Here is a 17,015-nt window from a genome sequence, read left to right on the forward strand (position 1 = left end):
TCGGCTGGTCGGGGTGACAGGATTTGAACCTGCGGCCTTCCGCTCCCAAAGCGGATGCGCTACCAAGCTGCGCTACACCCCGCGCTGACCTCGCGATCCTACGGCCCGGCGACACCGGCACCGCAATGACCTCTTGAGACCTCACGGGAAGGTCTCAAAACGACTCCGATTAGATTTGACGTCATTCGCCACGTACAGTCGCGCTCGACTAAATACATGCGGGCGTAGCTCAATGGTAGAGCCCTAGTCTTCCAAACTAGCGACGCGGGTTCGATTCCCGTCGCCCGCTCAGGTCGTGCGTTTGTTCGACAGAAAGGCGCCATGAGCGACCCATGAATCAGCCTGATATCCAGGGCTCATGCGCGTCGGAGTTCGTCAAGGTACGCGACGCGTTCGAGCGCAACTTTGTGCTGCGCAACGAGGTTGGCGCGGCGGTCGCGGTGTGGGTCGACGGGAATCTTGTCGTCAACCTCTGGGGCGGCTCCGCCGACGCCGCGGGAACCCGGCCCTGGTGTCAAGACACGCTGTCCACGGTGCTGTCCGGTACCAAGGCGTTAACGGCGACATGCGTACATCAGCTCGCCGACCGTGGTGAGCTTGACCTTTACGCGCCGGTGGCCCGCTACTGGCCGGAATTCGGACAGGCGGGCAAAGAAGCCATCACCCTGGCGATGGTGATGAGCCACCGCTCCGGCGCGATCGGGCCGCGCGAACGGCTGGCATGGGAGCAGGTCGCCGACTGGGACTTCGTCTGCGAGCAACTGGCCGCCGCCGAACCGTGGTGGGAACCGGGCACCGCGCAGGGCTACCACATGACGACCTTCGGTTTCATCCTCGGCGAGGTGTTCCGCCGCGTCACCGGGCGCACGGTCGGCCAGTATCTGCGCACCGAGATCGCTGAGCCGCTGGGTGCGGACGTCCACATCGGCTTACATCCGGCCGAACAGCACCGTTGCGCCGACCGCGTCGACAAGCCGCACATCCGCCAATTACTGTCCGACGTCCAAGCGCCGGGCTACCCCACCAGCCTGAACGAACATCCCAAGGCGGCGTTGTCGGTGTCGATGGGATTTGCCCCCGACGACGAACTCGGCTCCAACGACCTGCAGCTCTGGCGCCAGCTCGAGTTCCCCGGCACCAACGGACAGGTGTCCGCGCTGGGGCTGGCGACGTTCTACAACGCGCTTGCCCAGGAAAAGCTGCTCAGCCGCGAGCACATGGAGCTGGTCCGGGTCTCCCAGGGCGGCTTCGACACCGACCTGGTGCTCGGCCCGAGGGTCGCCGACCATGGCTGGGGTCTGGGCTACATGCTCAACCAGCGTGGCGTCAACGGACCCAACCCGCGGATTTTCGGCCACGGTGGCCTCGGCGGCTCGTTCGGGTTCGTCGACCTCGAGCACCGGATCGGCTACGCCTACGTGATGAACCGCTTCGACGCCACCAAGGCCAATGCCGACCCGCGCAGCGTCGTCCTGTCCAACGAGGTCTACGCCGCGCTCGGGGTAAACCCCGCTTAGGCGGCTGGCCGCCGACCGGTCACGTCTGACAGGCCGGGCACCAGAAGACATTGCGGCCCTCGAGCAGTGCCGTGCGAATCACTTCCCCACACACCCGACACGGTTGCCCGGCTCGGCGGTACACGTAGGTGCGGGGCCGGTCGGGCAGATATGACGGCAGACCATGGTCATGTTCGGGGCGCACCACGATGATCTTGCCGCGGCGCAGGCCCACCTTCATCAGCGACACCAGGTCGTACCATGCCGCGTCGAATTCCGGCTCGCCGATCCCGCGGCCGTGCCGGTATGGGTCGATCCGGTGCCGAAAAAGCAACTCACTACGGTAGACGTTGCCAACACCGGCGATCACCGTTTGGTCTATCAAGAGCGCGCCAATGGGCCTGCGAGACTTGGTGATCCGAGACCACGCCAACGACGGGTTGGCGTCGCTGCGCAACGGGTCGGGTCCCAGCCTGGCAACCACGTCCGCAACCTCGCCGTCGTCGATCGACTCACACACCGTCGGGCCGCGCAAGTCGGTGCCGAATTCTGCGCCGACCATCCGCATCCGCACCTGCCCCGCGGGTTCGGGCAGCAACCCATCTGGGGGGCGTGCCCATTCGGTGAAGGTGCCGTAGAGCCCGAGATGCACGTGCACCACGGGGCCGCCGACGTAGTGATGGAACAGGTGTTTGCCCCAGGCACTGGCCCGCCGCAACACCCGACCGTTGAGTGCGGAAGCCGAATCGGCGAAGCGGCCCTGGGGGCTGGACACCGAGACCGGCGCACCGGCGAACCGGCGCTGGTGCAGCCGAGCCAGCCGATGCAGCGTATGCCCCTCAGGCACGGGAGTCAGGCCGGAGCGCCGGGCACCGGCGGCGCTTCGTGGGTCCGTTCGTACTCGGAGAGAATGTCGATACGCCGTTGGTGGCGTTGCGCTTTCGACCACGGCGTGGTGACGAAGGCGTCGACTATCGCCAGTGCCTCGGCCACCGTGTGCATGCGTCCGCCGATGCCGATCAATTGGGCGTTGTTGTGCTCGCGAGCCAGCGCTGCGGTCTGCACACTCCAGGCCAGCGCGCAGCGAGCGCCGGGCACCTTGTTGGCGGCGATCTGCTCCCCGTTACCCGATCCGCCCAGCACGATGCCCAGGCTGCCCGGATCGGCGACAGTGCGCGTCGCAGCGGCAATGCAGAATGCCGGGTAGTCGTCGTCGGCGTCGTAGCGCAACGCGCCGCAGTCGATCGGCTCGTGGCCGGTTTGCTTCAGGTGCTCGATGATCCGCTGCTTGAGCTCATATCCGGCGTGGTCAGACCCCAGGTAGATGCGCATGCCGGACATCATGCCGCAGACGGTGCCCGGCGCCGTCGCGGGCGCCCGCCGAGAGTGAATTCGGCGACCGGAAACCGGCGTGTCCTGTAGCGGAATTCACAGTCGGCTCAGTCGAACTGAGGAGGCTCGGTGCGGGTCCGCTTGAGCTCAAAAAAGTGCGGGTAGGACGCGAAGGTAACCGAGGCATCCCAGAGCTTGCCGGCTTCCTCGCCGCGCGGAATCTTCGAGAGCACCGGCCCGAAGAACGCCACACCATTGACATGGATCGTCGGCGTACCGACGTCCTCGCCCACCGCGTCCATCCCGGCGTGGTGGCTTTTGCGCAGGGCGTTGTCGTAAGCGTCGCTGGTAGCGGCCTTGGCCAACTCCGCGGGCAGACCGGCGTCCGCCAGCGACTGGGTGATGACCTCGTCGAGTTCGTGGTTGCCCTGGTTGTGAATCCGGTTGCCCATCGCGGTGTACAGCGGGTCCAGGACTTTCGCCCCATGGGCCTGCTCGGCGGCGATCGCCACCCGTACCGGTCCCCATGCCCTCGCCATGCCTTCGCGGTATTGCTCGGGCAGGTCGTCACGGTTTTCGTTGAGTATTGCCAGGCTCATGACGTGGAAGTTCACCTCGATGTCGCGGACCTTTGCCACCTCGAGGATCCAGCGCGACGTGATCCAGCACCACGGGCACAGCGGATCGAACCAGAAATCGGCGACAGACTTCTGGGGGGCCTTCTCGAGCATGGCGCGGTCCTCTCGTTGGAGTCAGCAGCGGTGAGTACACCGCCCAGCACAACCACGGCCGCCCCGCACCTGTTCCCGCCGACCCGGTTAAGTTGGACGCCGTGGCCCTTCCAAACCTCACGCGGGACCAAGCCGTCGAACGCGCCGCCCTGATAACCGTGGACAGCTACCAGATCATTCTCGATGTGACCGACGGTAACGGCGCTCCCGGCGAACGCACCTTCCGGTCGACCACCACCGTGGTGTTCGACGCACTCCCCGGCGCCGACACGGTCATCGACATCTCCGCCCACACCGTGCGCCGCGCCAGCCTCAACGACCAAGACCTGGACGTCTCGGGATATGACGAGGCGGCCGGGATCCCGTTGCGCGGACTGGCCCAGCGCAACGTCGTCGTCGTCGACGCCGACTGCCACTACTCCAATACCGGCGAGGGCCTGCATCGGTTTGTCGATCCGGTGGACGGCGAGACCTACCTGTACTCGCAATTCGAAACCGCCGACGCCAAGCGCATGTTCGCCTGCTTCGACCAACCCGACCTCAAGGCCACGTTTGACGTGCGGGTGACCGCGCCCGCGCACTGGAAGGTGATCTCCAACGGCGCGCCGCTGGCCGCGGCAAACGGCGTACACACCTTCGCCACTACCCCGCGGATGAGCACCTATCTGGTGGCCTTGATCGCCGGACCATACGCGGCCTGGACGGACACTTACATCGACGACCACGGGGAAATCCCACTCGGCATCTATTGCCGGGCCTCGCTTGCCGAATACATGGACGCCGAGCGGCTGTTCACCCAAACCAAGCAGGGATTCGGCTTCTACCACAAGCACTTTGGCCTGCCATACGCGTTCGGCAAGTACGACCAGCTCTTCGTCCCCGAATTCAACGCCGGCGCAATGGAAAACGCCGGCGCGGTGACCTTCTTGGAGGACTACGTCTTCCGCAGCAAGGTCACCCGGGCATCCTATGAGCGGCGCGCGGAGACCGTGCTGCACGAGATGGCCCACATGTGGTTCGGCGACCTGGTCACCATGACCTGGTGGGACGATCTGTGGCTGAACGAGTCCTTCGCCACCTTCGCCTCGGTGCTGTGCCAAAGCGAGGCCACCGAATTCACCGAGGCTTGGACGACGTTTGCGACCGTGGAGAAGTCTTGGGCGTATCGCCAAGACCAGCTGCCGTCGACGCACCCGATCGCCGCCGACATCCCCGACCTGGCCGCTGTCGAGGTGAACTTCGACGGGATCACCTACGCCAAGGGCGCCTCGGTGCTCAAACAGCTCGTTGCCTACGTCGGGCTGGAGCGCTTTCTGGCCGGCCTGCGTGACTACTTCCGCACGCACGCTTTTGGCAATGCCAGCTTTGACGATCTGCTGGCCGCGTTGGAAAAGGCCTCGGGCCGCGACCTGTCGAATTGGGGCGAGCAGTGGCTGAAGACGACCGGGCTCAACACCCTGCGACCAGATTTCGAGGTTGATGCCGAGGGCAGGTTCACCCGGTTCGCGGTGACACAGAGCGGTGCGGCACCCGGCGCAGGTGAGACCAGGGTGCATCGGTTGGCGGTGGGCATCTACGACGATGATGGTTCCAAGAGTTCCGGCAAGCTGGTCCGGGTGCACCGCGAGGAACTCGATGTCTCCGGTCCGATCACGAACGTCCCTGCGCTGGTTGGCGTTTCGCGCGGGAAACTGATTCTGGTCAACGACGACGACCTGACCTACTGTTCGCTGCGGCTGGACGAGCGGTCGCTACAGACCGCGCTAGACCGCATCGCCGACATCGCCGAGCCGCTGCCGCGCACGCTGGTGTGGTCGGCCGCCTGGGAAATGACCCGTGAAGCCGAACTGCGTGCCCGCGACTTCGTGTCACTGGTGTCCGGCGGCGTGCACGCAGAAACGGAGGTCGGGGTCGCGCAGCGGCTGCTGCTACAGGCGCAGACAGCGTTGGGTTGCTATGCCGAGCCCGGCTGGGCCCGGGAGCGGGGATGGCCGCAGTTCGCCGACCGGCTGCTGGAGTTGGCGCGCGAAGCCGAGCCTGGGTCGGATCATCAGCTGGCCTATATCAACTCGCTGTGTTCGTCGGTGTTGTCCCCCCGGCATGTGCAGACCCTAGGGGCGTTGCTCGAGGGTGAGCCCGCCGCATGTGGATTGGCAGGCTTAGCCGTCGACACCGACCTGCGCTGGCGGATCGTAACCGCGCTGGCCACCGCGGGCGCCATCGACGCCGACGGGCCGGAGACACCGAGAATCGACGCCGAGGTGCAGCGCGACCCGACTGCCGCCGGAAAGCGGCATGCCGCCCAGGCCCGCGCGGCGCGGCCACAGTTCGTCGTCAAGGACGAGGCATTCACCACGGTGGTCGAGGACGACACCCTGGCCAACGCCACTGGCCGCGCGATGATCGCCGGCATTGCCGCACCCGGACAAGGCGAGCTGCTCAAGCCGTTCGCGCGACGCTACTTTCAGGCGATCCCCGGAGTATGGGCACGGCGATCCAGCGAAGTCGCGCAATCGGTGGTGATTGGCCTGTATCCGCACTGGGACATCAGCGAGCAGGGCATCACCGCCGCCGAGGAGTTCCTCAGCGACCCCGAGGTTCCGCCCGCATTGCGCCGGCTGGTGCTCGAGGGCCAGGCCGCGGTGCAGCGATCGTTGCGGGCCCGCAACTTCGACGCTGACGGCTAGCCCTCACCGCGAGGGCGCGTGTCTGTACAACGACACGCCGCATCGGGCGTACATTCGGGCGTGCTCGCCGGGTCAGCCCGGCGCGATCCCCGCGCTGAGCACGCGGATCGCGCTGATCAGCCCATCTACCAGCTCACCCTGCTCGAACGCTGAGGAAGCGGCGGCAACCCCGAGCGGAGCTGCCGACTCGGCACCGCGGCCGCGGACTTGCGAGCCATAGACCACTTCGATGGCGCACTGGTTGGGCGAGACCGCGAGCAGCACAGCATTGTCCGGCGTGGGCACCTTGCCCAAGATCTCGCGGGCCCGCGCGGCGGTGTCACGACCCAAGTCGCCGAGGTAGATGGCGAACCTCACCTGACACGCCCGCGAGCTGTAGGTCAGCGCGTCGTCCAGGGCGACGAGATCTGCGATGGGGAACGGGTAGTGCACGGACAGTTCCCCGGGCTCGGTGACCCCCGAGATCCGTCCGCTGGTGGTCAGCACCCAACCCGGCGGCAGCTCGGCGTGCTCAATCGTCGCAACGTCACCACGTGCCACTGGCCCCACCTCCAACCGTGAACTCCGATGCGTCATGCCCGTGTCCGCCGTGCGCGCTGCCAACGACCTCGTCGGTGGCGGCCCACAGGATGGGCGGGTGTGTCCAAGGCTCCGACAGTTTGTAGGTTGCCGGGTGAGGTCCCTTGCGCGACCAGATCAGCACAGACAGCACAACCACCAGCAACAACGGGATACCGACAAAGAAGAGGTGGATCTCCATAGCACTCACGACGCAAACCGTATCCCACCGGGTTTTCAGGCCGCACCCTCACCGAGGTATCGCGCCCAGGACGGGTCCAGCTCCTTGACCGCCGACAGCAGTCGCCAGTGCGGTCCCGTGGGCGGCAGCGGCGCCCGGCGGAGTGCCCAGCCAAGCTCGGTCAACAGCCTGTCACCCTTGCGGTGGTTACACGGCGAGCAGCACGCAACGCAGTTCTCCCAGGAGTGGGCACCGCCCCGGCTGCGGGGTACCACGTGGTCGACGGTGTCGGCCTTGCCGCCGCAGTAGGCACAACAGAACCGGTCCCGATGCATGAGCGCGGCCCGGGTCATCGGAACCCGGGCACGGTAGGGAACCCGGACATAGGAGCGCAACTGGATCACCGACGGGACCAGGATCGATCTGGTCGCCGAGTGGATGACCGGCCCGGACGGGTCTTCGTGCACCACGTCGGCCTTGCCACAGATCACCATGACAATCGCCCGCCGCATCGACAACGCGGTAAGCGGCTCGTAGGTGGAGTTCAGGAGCAGCACCCGCCGGCGGTTCCAGATCGATGCGCTCTCGTGACGGTTCGGTGGATGGGTCTCGACGCCTGACGCGAGTCGGTGGGAGTGGACACTGTGCAGGCATGAAGCGGGCCCGGTTACGCCTGCCGCGACACCGGAACTGCGGTGGCCGCGGCGCTTCTTGCCGTGCGCCATAGGTCCTCCGCCGAACAGTCCACCATGATTCGCGGCTAATCGCACGCCAAATGCCACGTCCACACCGTGTCGCTCCGGTGAACAAACCGGGGGCTGGCTGGTCGGCCACGACAAATAGACCACAATGGAGGGGATGGATCAGATGCCGAAGTCTTTCTACGACGCGGTCGGCGGCGCCAAAACCTTCGACGCGATCGTGTCGCGTTTCTATGCGCAGGTCGCCGAGGACGAAGTACTGCGGCGGGTGTACCCCGAAGACGACTTAGCCGGCGCCGAGGAACGATTGCGGATGTTCCTCGAGCAGTACTGGGGCGGCCCACGAACCTACTCGGAGCAGCGCGGCCACCCCCGATTGCGGATGCGGCATGCCCCGTTTCGGATCTCGCTCATCGAACGCGACGCCTGGCTGCGGTGCATGCATACGGCTGTGGCCTCCATCGACTCAGAAACGCTCGATGACGAGCACCGTCGAGAGTTGCTGGATTATCTGGAGATGGCCGCTCACTCGCTGGTCAACTCCCCGTTTTGATGGACCAACACCAGCGACCGGATCCAATGGGCCCCGGCTCTCCTCGCGCCAGCGCTCGTCGACCGGAGCCAGATCCGATGGGCGAGCCGTGGTGGTCGCGAGCCGTGTTCTACCAGGTCTATCCCCGATCGTTCGCCGACAGCAACGGCGACGGGGTGGGCGACCTGGACGGGTTGGCGAGCCGGCTTGACCACCTGCAACAGCTCGGTGTCGACGCGATCTGGATCAACCCGGTCACCGTCTCGCCGATGGCAGACCACGGATACGACGTCGCCGATCCCCGCGACATCGACCCACTCTTCGGCGGGATGCCGGCGTTCGAACGGTTGGTCGCTGCGGCACACCGGCAGGGCATCAAAGTCACCATGGACGTGGTGCCCAACCACACCAGTTCGGCGCACCCATGGTTTCAGGCCGCGCTGGCTGACCTCCCGGGTAGCCCGGCGCGGGATCGCTATTTCTTTCGCGACGGGCGGGGCCCCGACGGGTCGCTGCCGTCGAACAACTGGGAGTCGGTGTTCGGCGGGCCGGCCTGGACCCGAGTGCGCGAACCGGACGGCAACCCGGGCCAGTGGTACCTGCACCTTTTCGACACCGAACAGCCGGACCTGAACTGGGACAACCCGGAAATCCTTGACGACTTCGAGAAAACACTGCGCTTCTGGCTGGACCGCGGCGTGGATGGCTTCCGCATCGACGTGGCGCACGGCATGGCCAAGCCCCCGGGCCTGCCGGACTCACCGGACCTGGGCATCGAGGTGCTGCACCACCGCGATGACGACCCGCGCTTCAACCACCCGAATGTGCACGCGATTCACCGCGACATCCGCACGGTGATCGACGAGTACCCCGGAGCGGTAACCGTCGGCGAGGTGTGGGTACACGACAACGCCCGCTGGGCGGAGTATCTGCGGCCCGACGAACTGCATCTCGGCTTCAATTTCCGGCTGGCGCGAACCGAGTTCGACGCCGCCGAGATCCGCGACGCGGTGGCGAACTCCCTGGCCGCCGCGGCGCTGCAGAACGCGACCCCGACCTGGACGCTGGCCAATCACGATGTGGGACGGGAGGTTAGCCGCTACGGCGGCGGCGAGATCGGGCTGCGCCGGGCCAAGGCGATGGCGGTGGTGATGCTCGCCCTGCCGGGCGTGGTCTTCCTCTACAACGGCCAGGAGCTGGGTTTGCCCGACGTGGACCTGCCCGACGAGGTGCTGCAGGATCCGACGTGGGAACGCTCGGGACGCACCGAACGCGGTCGCGATGGCTGCCGGGTGCCGATTCCCTGGTCGGGCAACATTCCCCCGTTCGGGTTCTCGACGTGTCCAGACACCTGGTTGCCGATGCCGCCGGAATGGGCGGCGCTGACCGCCGAAAAACAACGCGCTGATGCCGGCTCGACCTTGTCGTTTTTTCGACTTGCACTCAGATTACGTAGGGAACGAAATGAATTCGACGGCGACGTCGACTGGCTGGCCGCACCCGACGATGCGCTGATATTCCGGCGTCACGGCGGGGGTTTGGTGTGCGCGCTCAACGCCGCTGAGCGTCCGCTGGCGCTGCCGGCAGGTGAACCCATCCTGGCCAGCGCACCGTTGACCGACGCCACGTTGCCACCCAATGCCGCGGCCTGGCTGGTGTAGCGGCATTCCGAGCTATGCCTGCCCGACATATAAGCGCATACGCATCCTAGGCGGGCACCGTCTAGGTATGATGATGCGGATCGCCGTGCGGCTACCCGGGGAAGTCATCACCTTCGTCGATAGCGAGGTCAGCCAAATCCGCATACCCAGCCGGCGCGCCGCAGTGGTGTTGCGTGCCTCGAACGCGAGCGACGCCGCGATTCTTACCGCCACCGAACCCAATCACCACCTCGACGCACTCGCCGGACAGGCCGCAAAGCTAGCACCAACATCGATTGATGCGGCTCATCCAGCTCGCCCAGCTAGACGAGACCCGTGCCTTTACCCGCGAACTGGCCAGGCCTTACCTCGCACCGGGTAACCGTGGCACCCACCTCGAGCAGCGTAGCCAGCGAACTGCTCATGCCCTGGCCGAGCGCTGCCGCTAGCGGTGTGGTCGGCTGGCGCACCACCGCGACCGCCAGTCAGCGATACCATCGGCCGATGTCGGATACTCCGTTCGCCGAGCCCTATCCCGAGCAGCGGCCCCCCTGGGGTGTCCCGCCACCAGGTTGGGACGGATCGTCGCGGCCAGCGCCCTCGACGACTCCTCGATCGCCCGGGCGGTGGTCTCTAGTGGCGGCCCTAGCCCTTGCGGTCGTCTCATTAGGCGTGGGCATCGTCGGATGGTTTCATCGGCAACCGCACGACAAGCCATCACCGGCCCCATCCGCGCCGACGTTCACCAGCCAACAGATTTCCGACGCGAAAGAAAACGTCTGCGCCGCACACCGGATCGTGCGCCAGGCGGCCGTGCTGAATACCAATCAGGCCAACCCGGTACCCGGAGACCCGACCGGCGATTTGGCGGTGGCAGCCAACGCCCGCCTGGCGCTGTATAGCGGCGGCGACTACCTGCTGAGGCGTCTCACCGCCGAGCCAGCGACTCCTGCCGAGTTGCGCGATGCCGTCCGCTCGCTCGCCAACGCTCTACAAGAGCTTGCAGTGAACTATCTCGCTGGAGCTCCCGATTCCGTGGTAACTCCCCTGCGGCTGGCGCTGGAAAGGGACACCAGAGCCGTGGATCCGCTTTGCGTGTGACGGCGATCCGGAAATGAACCATCCTCGCCCATCAGCGCAGCACCAGCGCCGCGTGGCCGCGATGCCGATAAACCGAGCCGAAGCGGGCGTCCAGACGCAACCACGCCGGCGATATCCGGACCCGGATCAGCTCGTCGGCGCTGATCGTTTCTGCGGACTGGGGAAGGAAACCCATTGCGGTCAAAGCGAACACACAGCGCATGGGTAGCCCAACGACGACATCGGCCGAGCTGACCTGGATGACCTCCTGATCGAGCAGCGATACCGGCGGACCAGCCGAACTCCCGTGCTCCTTGGCCAGCCGCGCGCCACGGTGCGCCAGGTCCAACATCACCCGGGCCGGTACGTCGTCGAGATAGGTGAAGCCGGACTCCGGCGGCAACCCACCCCGCCACGCGGAGTCCATCGAGTAACCGGGATCGACATAGCCCGAGGCATCCGTTGTGGCCAGACCGTGCGCGAGTGACCGTGCGGCCACCGACAGATCGTCGGGTCGCACCTTGCCGGCCACCACCCGACTGGCCAGCACGTCGAAGCCCGTTGCTACCCAAGCCGATAGCAATCCGGTAGACCGCGCGCGAATACGGATAACGGCGGCATCGTCGAGCCGAAGCGCGTGATCCACGAACGTGGCCAGATCCGCGCGGTGAGCCGGGTCAGGGAGCCACAACCCACGCTCAACCACCCCGCCTATCCCCGAAACCACCGTTGCAGGTACTCGCGATGGTGTGGCGATAGTCGAACCAACCGCTGTTCCTCGATATGGAACGCGGCCAGCTGCGACTCGGCGATGACCGCAGGCCTCGAGTCTGGCTCCGCGTTGACCGACCGCACCTCGTACCCGAGCGTGAAGTCGACCGCCCGCAGCCGCTTGGTCCAGATCGTCACCTGTAGCGGCGAGTCGGACAACCGCAGTTGACCCTTGTAGGTCACCCGGACATCGGCGATCAGCAGCCCGGTGGACGTGATGTCGGCTCCGAAAGCATCCTTAAGAAACGGGACCCGTGCCTCTTCGAGAATCGTGACCATGGTGGCGTGGTTGACGTGCTGATACATGTCGATGTCAGACCAGCGCACCCCCACCGGCGTGACGAACCCGACGCTCACCCCGAGATTCCTCGCCCGCTTGTCCGTGTCATGCGGCGGATCTGCCGCGCGGCGACCGACAACGTCGCCAGATCCTTCTGGCCGCTGGCACGGATGTCGTCGAGTGTCCGACGTGCCCGCGCCACCCGGGAGGCGCTGAGGTGTTCCCACTCGGCGATCTTTTGCTCGCTACTCTCGCCGGGTTCCCCCACGGCCAGCACGTCGAAACACAACGACCGTAGCGCACCGTAAATATCGTCGCGAATCGCCAAGCGCGCCAACGAATGCCAGCGGTCGTGTCGGGGCAGCTGGGATACCGCGGTCAGCAGGCCATCGGTGCCCAGCCGGTCCATCAGGGCGAAATAGGTGTCAGCGACCTCGGCGGCGTCGATGTCGGCGATGTCGGCGATGTCGATGATGTCGAGCAGGCTGTACCGGTACAGGCCGGTCGAGACACGGTAGGCCAAGTCTTCAGGCACACCCTGCGATGCGAATTCCGCAGCTGTCTTTTCGACGATGGCCTTGTCATCACCACGCAACCACTCCGACATGCGCGGTGTCAGTGCCTTGACCATGGCCGCGAATCGGTTGATCTCGGCGCCGACGGCCAAGGGCTGCGGACGGTAGTTGAGCAGCCAGCGTCCGGCACGGTCGATCAGCCGACGGGTGTCCAGCGTCAACCTGTCTGACAGCGCGATTGGCAGGTTCGCCGCACGGATCCGGCGCCAAATGTGACCGACACCGAAGATGGCATCGGTGGCGACATAGGTGCGCACGGCATCGATCGGCGTGACACCAACGTCTTCGGCGATCCGGAACGCATAGGTGATGCCGGCGGTGTCCACCAGATCGTTGATCAGCATGGTGGTGACGATCTCGCGGCGCAGCTGGTGGGAACGGATCTCCGGGGTGAACCGTTCGCGCAGCGCCGTCGGGAAATAACGAGGCAACCTGGAAGCGAAGACATCCTGATCCGGTAGTTCGGTGGCTAGCACCTCCTCTTTGAGCCCCAGCTTGACGTGCGCCATCAGCGTGGCGAGTTCGGGCGAGGTGAGCCCGATGCCGGCCTCGGAGCGCCGGGCAATCTCCTTCTCCGACGGCAGCGCTTCCAATTCGCGGTTGACCCCGCGCTCAGCCACCAAATACTTGATCTGCATTGCGTGCACCGGCAGCAGGCTGGCCGCGTTGGCGCGACTGGTGCCCATCAAGTCGTTCTGATCTTCGTTGTCGGCGAGCACCAGTTGCGCTACCTCGTCGGTCATTGACTCGAGCAGCTGTGTGCGTTCGTCGGCTTTGACCGTGCCGGCGCTCACCAGCGAGTCGATCAGGATCTTGATGTTGACCTCGTGGTCCGAGCAGTCCACGCCGGCGGAGTTGTCCAGCGCGTCGGTGTTGATCCGGCCGCCGGACAGATCGAATTCGACACGGCCCAACGCCGTCACTCCGAGATTGCCACCTTCGCCAATGACCTTGGCGCGCACTTGATTCGCGTTGACTCGCACCGGATCGTTGGCGCGATCGCCGACATCAGCATCCGACTCTGACTCGGCCTTGATGTAAGTGCCGATGCCGCCGTTGAACAGCAGGTCCACCGGCGCCCGCAGAATCGCCCGAATAAGGTTGGGCGGGGCCATCTCGGCGGCCCCCCCGTCAACTGAGCCGTCGATGCCGAGGACGGCGCGGACCTGCGCGCTGAGCGGGATGGCTTTCTGTTCGCGGCTGTACACCCCGCCGCCCTCGCTGATCAGAGACCTGTCATAGTCGCCCCAGCTGGACCGGGGCAACTCGAACATCCGCCGGCGTTCGGCCCACGACACCGCGGCATCGGGGTTGGGGTCGAGGAAGATGTGGCGGTGGTCGAAGGCGGCGATCAGCCGGATGTGCTTGCTCAGCAACATGCCGTTGCCGAATACGTCGCCGCTCATGTCGCCGATTCCCACGACGGTGAAATCCTGGGTCTGGGTGTCGATCCCGATCTCTCGGAAATGCCGTTTTACGGCCTCCCAGGCCCCCCGGGCGGTGATGCCCATGGCCTTGTGGTCGTAGCCCACCGATCCGCCCGAGGCGAACGCGTCGCCCAGCCAGAACCCATAGGACTTGGCGACATCGTTGGCGATATCGGAAAAGGTGGCAGTACCTTTGTCGGCGGCCACTACCAAGTAGGCGTCGTCGCCGTCACGTCGCACCACCTCGGGCGGGGGGTTGACGCTTGCGGTCGCATGATCGACGTTGTCGGTGACATCGAGCAACCCGGAGATGAACAGCTGATAGCAGGCGACCCCTTCGGCGCGGGTGGCGTCGCGGTCGGCGGCGGGGTCGCCGGTGGGCAGCGGGGGACGCTTGACCACGAACCCGCCCTTGGCCCCGACCGGCACGATGACGGCGTTCTTCACCGCTTGCGCCTTGACCAATCCGAGAATCTCGGTTCGGAAATCGTCACGGCGGTCCGACCAGCGCAACCCGCCACGCGCAACTGGGCCGAACCTCAGATGCACGCCTTCGACGCGGGGCGAATACACAAAAATCTCGTACCGGGGACGCGGCAGCGGAAGTTCGTCGATCAACTGGGCATTGAGTTTCAGCGCCAACACATCACGGCAGCGGGCCGAACCCTGGCGTGTCACAAAGTAATTGGTGCGCAACGTGGCCTGAACCAACGACGCGAAGGCGCGCAGGATCCGGTCTGTGTCCAGGCTCACCAGCGCGTCGATGTCCGCGGCGACAGCGGCAGCGGCCGCTTGGGCATCGCGATTGCTCGCCGACCCCGACGGCACCGGAACGAAAAGCGCTTCGAACAGATCGACCAAAGACCGAACGGTAGCAGGGTGCTCGTTGAGCACCGATTCAATGTAGGACTGGCTGTACGGGAAGCCCGCCTGGCGCAGGTACTTCGCGTAGGCACGGAGCAGCACGACCTGCTGCCAAGTCAGCCCGGCACGCATCACCAGCTCGTTGAATCGGTCGATTTCGACCCGGCCGTGCCAGATCGCGGTCACCGCCTCGGCGAATCGGTGCGCGGTCGCGGCCCGCTCGGCAACCGTCGGGGCCAACGGGATCGTGGGATGCGGCGAGATCTTGAACTGATAGATCCAGACCGGCAGACCGTCCGGCCGGGTGACGGAGAACGGTCGCTCTTCGAGCACCACGACTCCCATGCTTTGCAGCATCGGCAGCAGCTGGCTCAGCGAAGCGGTGCGCCCACCGAGGAACCAGGTCAACTGGGCGACACCCTGCTCGTCGCGTTCGGAAAACACCAGCTTGACCGAATCGTCGGTCAGCTCCGTGATGACCGCAATGTCGCCAATGGCATCGGCCGGGGTGACGGCCTGTTTGTAGGCCTCGGAGAAGGCGGCAGCGTAATGCATAGCGTCGGCCTGTCCGACGGAGCCAGTCGCCGCCGCCGCGCCGATCAAACGGTCGGCCCAGGTTCGCGCGGCTTCGGTCAGCAGACCCTGGATCCGGATCCGGTTCGCTTCGGAAACGTCCACCGGCGGGGCGGCCGCCCCTTCTCCTGCCACACCCACTTCGGGTAGCCGCACCATGAAATGCATGAGTGCCCAAGGTGATTCACTGACCCGAGCGGTGAACTCCAGTCGTGTTCCCCCGAACTCGCGGACAAGGATGTCCTCGAATTGCATGCGCACGGCGGTGGTGTAGCGATCTCGGGGCATGTAGACCAGGCACGACACAAAGTACTGCAACCGATCCGCGCGCAGGAACAACAACGCCTGCCGTTGCGATCCCAGGTCCACCACGGCCCTGGCCATGGTCAGCAGGCGCTGCGCGCTCAGCGTGAACAGCTCCGGTCGCGGGACGGTCTGGATGACGTCGAGCAGCAATTGGCCTGGGTGGCTGGGATCGCTTTCGGCCATCGCCAGCGCCTCGCGAACCCGGCGCGAGATCGTCGGGATCTCCAGCACGTCCGCATTCATGGCCGCGACGCTGAAGAGCCCGACGAAGCGGTGCTCGACCACGCTGCCGTCGACGTATTCGCGGACCGCGATGGCATAGGGATAGGCGCCGTAACGCAGGTAGCTGCCGACCCGCGCTTGGGCCAACACCAGCAGTTTGTCGTCGTCGGTCAGCCGGGGACGCGAACCGGTGCGGCCCCGCAGGACGCCCATACCGCTTGACCCCTCGCCGTAGACCATCCCGTCAGCCACCCGGCACCGTTGGTAGCCCAGCAGCAGGAAGTTCCCGTCACCCAGCCAACGCAACAGTTCCCCGACGTCTTGTCGGTCGGGCGCGGAAAATCGGCCGCCGGCATTGGATTCGACTTCTCCCGCCAGCTCGCTCAGGGTGGCGATCAGCGCTGTGGCGTCGGTGGCCACCCGCTGGACGTCGGCCAGCACCTTGGGCAGCAACCGCTCCACCTCGGCGAGGCCTTTGTGATCGACGGCGGGCGAGAGCGCTACGTGCATCCAGGCCTCACCCAGGTGCGGCGACGTGCCCTCGGCCTTCGGTTCGATGCGCAGCAGCTCTCCCGTGGGGCTGCGGTGCACGTCGAACACCGGGGTCAGAATCGCCGCGTAGGCGATTCCAAGCCGGTGCAGCAGCACCGTAACGGAATCCATCAGCATGCCGCCGTGCTCGGCGACCACCTGCAGCGCCGGACCGAACCCCGCGGGATCGTCCGCCCGATAGACGGCGACACAGCTTTCACCGGCCGCGCGGTGCCGGCCAAGCCGATAATGTGCGCCCAGCATGGCGGGCGTCAGCAGGGAGGCTGGAAGCCAACTGGCCTCGGCGGCCTTGGTGGCTTCCGACGAGTCGTCGCGCGGTCCTCGATAGCTGTCGATGTAGGCCTTCGAGATCCAGTCAGGAATGTCCGCACTCGCGGTGAACGTGGTCCACGCCTCAACATCCTGCTTAGCCCCGGGATCGATCGTCATGCCGATTGCTCCCAACTCACGACGGGTACCGCTCGATTCAATTTTCCCGCTCCTGGGTGCGGCGTTCCGGACGCATCA

Annotated in this window: 15 protein-coding genes and 2 tRNA genes; 7 read left to right on the forward strand and 10 right to left on the reverse strand. The window is 65.8% G+C overall.

Translation table 11 applies throughout. The features are described 5' to 3' along the window. Nucleotides 1-5: 5 nt before the first annotated feature. Nucleotides 6-82, reverse strand: a tRNA-Pro gene (locus tag MCAN_RS13120). A gap of 136 nt (nt 83-218) precedes the next feature. On the opposite strand from MCAN_RS13120, the gene MCAN_RS13125 reads away from it, so the two are divergent. Next, nucleotides 219-289, forward strand: a tRNA-Gly gene (locus tag MCAN_RS13125). A gap of 43 nt (nt 290-332) precedes the next feature. Then, the gene (locus tag MCAN_RS13130) at nt 333-1,517 is read left to right on the forward strand and encodes a serine hydrolase domain-containing protein (protein ID WP_014001282.1); all 1,185 of its coding nucleotides are present in this window, start codon (nt 333-335) and stop codon (nt 1,515-1,517) included. Nucleotides 1,518-1,536: 19 nt separating this feature from the next. Here the strand turns inward: MCAN_RS13130 and MCAN_RS13135 are convergent, their stop codons facing one another. The 3 genes from MCAN_RS13135 to MCAN_RS13145 all read right to left on the reverse strand — a co-directional run bounded on the left by MCAN_RS13135 (nt 1,537) and on the right by MCAN_RS13145 (nt 3,559). Continuing rightward, nucleotides 1,537-2,343, reverse strand: coding sequence for an Fpg/Nei family DNA glycosylase (locus tag MCAN_RS13135; protein WP_014001283.1), 807 nt, complete (start codon nt 2,341-2,343; stop codon nt 1,537-1,539). A gap of 5 nt (nt 2,344-2,348) precedes the next feature. Next, complete coding sequence (locus MCAN_RS13140) at nt 2,349-2,828, reverse strand: ribose-5-phosphate isomerase (RefSeq protein ID WP_041180282.1); 480 nt, start codon at nt 2,826-2,828, stop codon at nt 2,349-2,351. Between the two features lie 107 nt (nt 2,829-2,935). Next, nucleotides 2,936-3,559 carry an Rv2466c family mycothiol-dependent reductase gene (locus MCAN_RS13145; RefSeq protein ID WP_003412664.1) on the reverse strand — a complete coding sequence of 208 codons (624 nt, stop codon included), beginning with the start codon at nt 3,557-3,559 and terminating at the stop codon, nt 2,936-2,938. Nucleotides 3,560-3,660: 101 nt separating this feature from the next. Between MCAN_RS13145 and pepN the strand changes: the two genes are divergently transcribed. Beyond that, a complete protein-coding gene (gene pepN, locus MCAN_RS13150) occupies nt 3,661-6,246 on the forward strand; it encodes an aminopeptidase N (RefSeq protein WP_003412666.1) in 2,586 nt (861 codons plus the stop codon). Between the two features lie 72 nt (nt 6,247-6,318). Here pepN and MCAN_RS13155 read toward each other — a convergent pair whose 3' ends face one another. From MCAN_RS13155 to MCAN_RS13165, 3 genes are read right to left on the reverse strand one after another with little or no spacing between them, the layout of a single operon-like run. After that, entirely contained in the window at nt 6,319-6,786 is a 468-nt protein-coding gene (locus tag MCAN_RS13155) for a DUF5130 domain-containing protein (protein ID WP_003904843.1), read from the reverse strand. Then, complete coding sequence (gene ctaJ / locus MCAN_RS13160; RefSeq protein WP_003412671.1) at nt 6,773-7,006, reverse strand: aa3-type cytochrome oxidase subunit CtaJ; 234 nt, start codon at nt 7,004-7,006, stop codon at nt 6,773-6,775. The genes MCAN_RS13155 and ctaJ overlap by 14 nt, the downstream gene beginning before the upstream one ends. Nucleotides 7,007-7,041: 35 nt before the next feature. Next, nucleotides 7,042-7,710: an HNH endonuclease gene (locus MCAN_RS13165; protein ID WP_003899334.1), complete on the reverse strand. Its 669-nt coding sequence runs from the start codon at nt 7,708-7,710 to the stop codon at nt 7,042-7,044. Nucleotides 7,711-7,852: 142 nt separating this feature from the next. Between MCAN_RS13165 and glbO the strand changes: the two genes are divergently transcribed. The 4 genes from glbO to MCAN_RS13185 all read left to right on the forward strand — a co-directional run bounded on the left by glbO (nt 7,853) and on the right by MCAN_RS13185 (nt 10,959). Then, complete coding sequence (gene glbO / locus MCAN_RS13170; protein ID WP_003412688.1) at nt 7,853-8,239, forward strand: group 2 truncated hemoglobin GlbO; 387 nt, start codon at nt 7,853-7,855, stop codon at nt 8,237-8,239. Further along, on the forward strand, nt 8,239-9,879 hold the full coding sequence (locus MCAN_RS13175) for a glycoside hydrolase family 13 protein (protein ID WP_014001285.1): 1,641 nt from the start codon (nt 8,239-8,241) through the stop codon (nt 9,877-9,879). Before glbO ends, MCAN_RS13175 begins: the two co-directional genes overlap by 1 nt. Before the next feature lie 67 nt (nt 9,880-9,946). Next, nucleotides 9,947-10,240, forward strand: a complete 294-nt coding sequence (locus tag MCAN_RS13180) for a hypothetical protein (RefSeq protein WP_003899337.1) — start codon at nt 9,947-9,949, stop codon at nt 10,238-10,240. Between the two features lie 2 nt (nt 10,241-10,242). Then, nucleotides 10,243-10,959, forward strand: a complete 717-nt coding sequence (locus tag MCAN_RS13185; protein WP_003412695.1) for a hypothetical protein — start codon at nt 10,243-10,245, stop codon at nt 10,957-10,959. A 31-nt stretch (nt 10,960-10,990) separates the two neighbouring features. Here MCAN_RS13185 and MCAN_RS13190 read toward each other — a convergent pair whose 3' ends face one another. The 3 genes from MCAN_RS13190 to MCAN_RS13200 are packed head-to-tail and all read right to left on the reverse strand — an operon-like array spanning nt 10,991 to nt 16,937. Then, on the reverse strand, nt 10,991-11,644 hold the full coding sequence (locus tag MCAN_RS13190) for a hypothetical protein (RefSeq protein WP_003412698.1): 654 nt from the start codon (nt 11,642-11,644) through the stop codon (nt 10,991-10,993). 5 nt (nt 11,645-11,649) lie between these two features. Further along, nucleotides 11,650-12,066 (reverse strand): acyl-CoA thioesterase, encoded by a 417-nt coding sequence (locus MCAN_RS13195; RefSeq protein WP_003412703.1) that lies wholly within the window; start codon nt 12,064-12,066, stop codon nt 11,650-11,652. Next, complete coding sequence (locus MCAN_RS13200) at nt 12,063-16,937, reverse strand: NAD-glutamate dehydrogenase (protein WP_014001286.1); 4,875 nt, start codon at nt 16,935-16,937, stop codon at nt 12,063-12,065. The genes MCAN_RS13195 and MCAN_RS13200 overlap by 4 nt, the downstream gene beginning before the upstream one ends. Between the last annotated feature and the right edge of the window lie 78 nt (nt 16,938-17,015).

Origin of the sequence: Mycobacterium canetti CIPT 140010059 (assembly GCF_000253375.1) — a bacterium.
In the GTDB taxonomy this organism is placed as follows: domain Bacteria; phylum Actinomycetota; class Actinomycetes; order Mycobacteriales; family Mycobacteriaceae; genus Mycobacterium; species Mycobacterium tuberculosis.

What these genes read in the sequence shown, in the direction of transcription:
- MCAN_RS13130 (WP_014001282.1), top strand. Translation starts at nt 333, where the DNA reads ATGAATCAGCCTGATATCCAGGGCTCATGCGCGTCGGAGTTCGTCAAG.
- MCAN_RS13140 (WP_041180282.1), bottom strand. Translation starts at nt 2,828, where the DNA reads ATGCGCATCTACCTGGGGTCTGACCACGCCGGATATGAGCTCAAGCAG.
- MCAN_RS13145 (WP_003412664.1), bottom strand. Translation starts at nt 3,559, where the DNA reads ATGCTCGAGAAGGCCCCCCAGAAGTCTGTCGCCGATTTCTGGTTCGAT.
- ctaJ (WP_003412671.1), bottom strand. Translation starts at nt 7,006, where the DNA reads ATGGAGATCCACCTCTTCTTTGTCGGTATCCCGTTGTTGCTGGTGGTT.
- MCAN_RS13165 (WP_003899334.1), bottom strand. Translation starts at nt 7,710, where the DNA reads ATGGCGCACGGCAAGAAGCGCCGCGGCCACCGCAGTTCCGGTGTCGCG.
- glbO (WP_003412688.1), top strand. Translation starts at nt 7,853, where the DNA reads ATGCCGAAGTCTTTCTACGACGCGGTCGGCGGCGCCAAAACCTTCGAC.
- MCAN_RS13175 (WP_014001285.1), top strand. Translation starts at nt 8,239, where the DNA reads ATGGACCAACACCAGCGACCGGATCCAATGGGCCCCGGCTCTCCTCGC.
- MCAN_RS13180 (WP_003899337.1), top strand. Translation starts at nt 9,947, where the DNA reads ATGATGATGCGGATCGCCGTGCGGCTACCCGGGGAAGTCATCACCTTC.
- MCAN_RS13200 (WP_014001286.1), bottom strand. Translation starts at nt 16,937, where the DNA reads ATGACGATCGATCCCGGGGCTAAGCAGGATGTTGAGGCGTGGACCACG.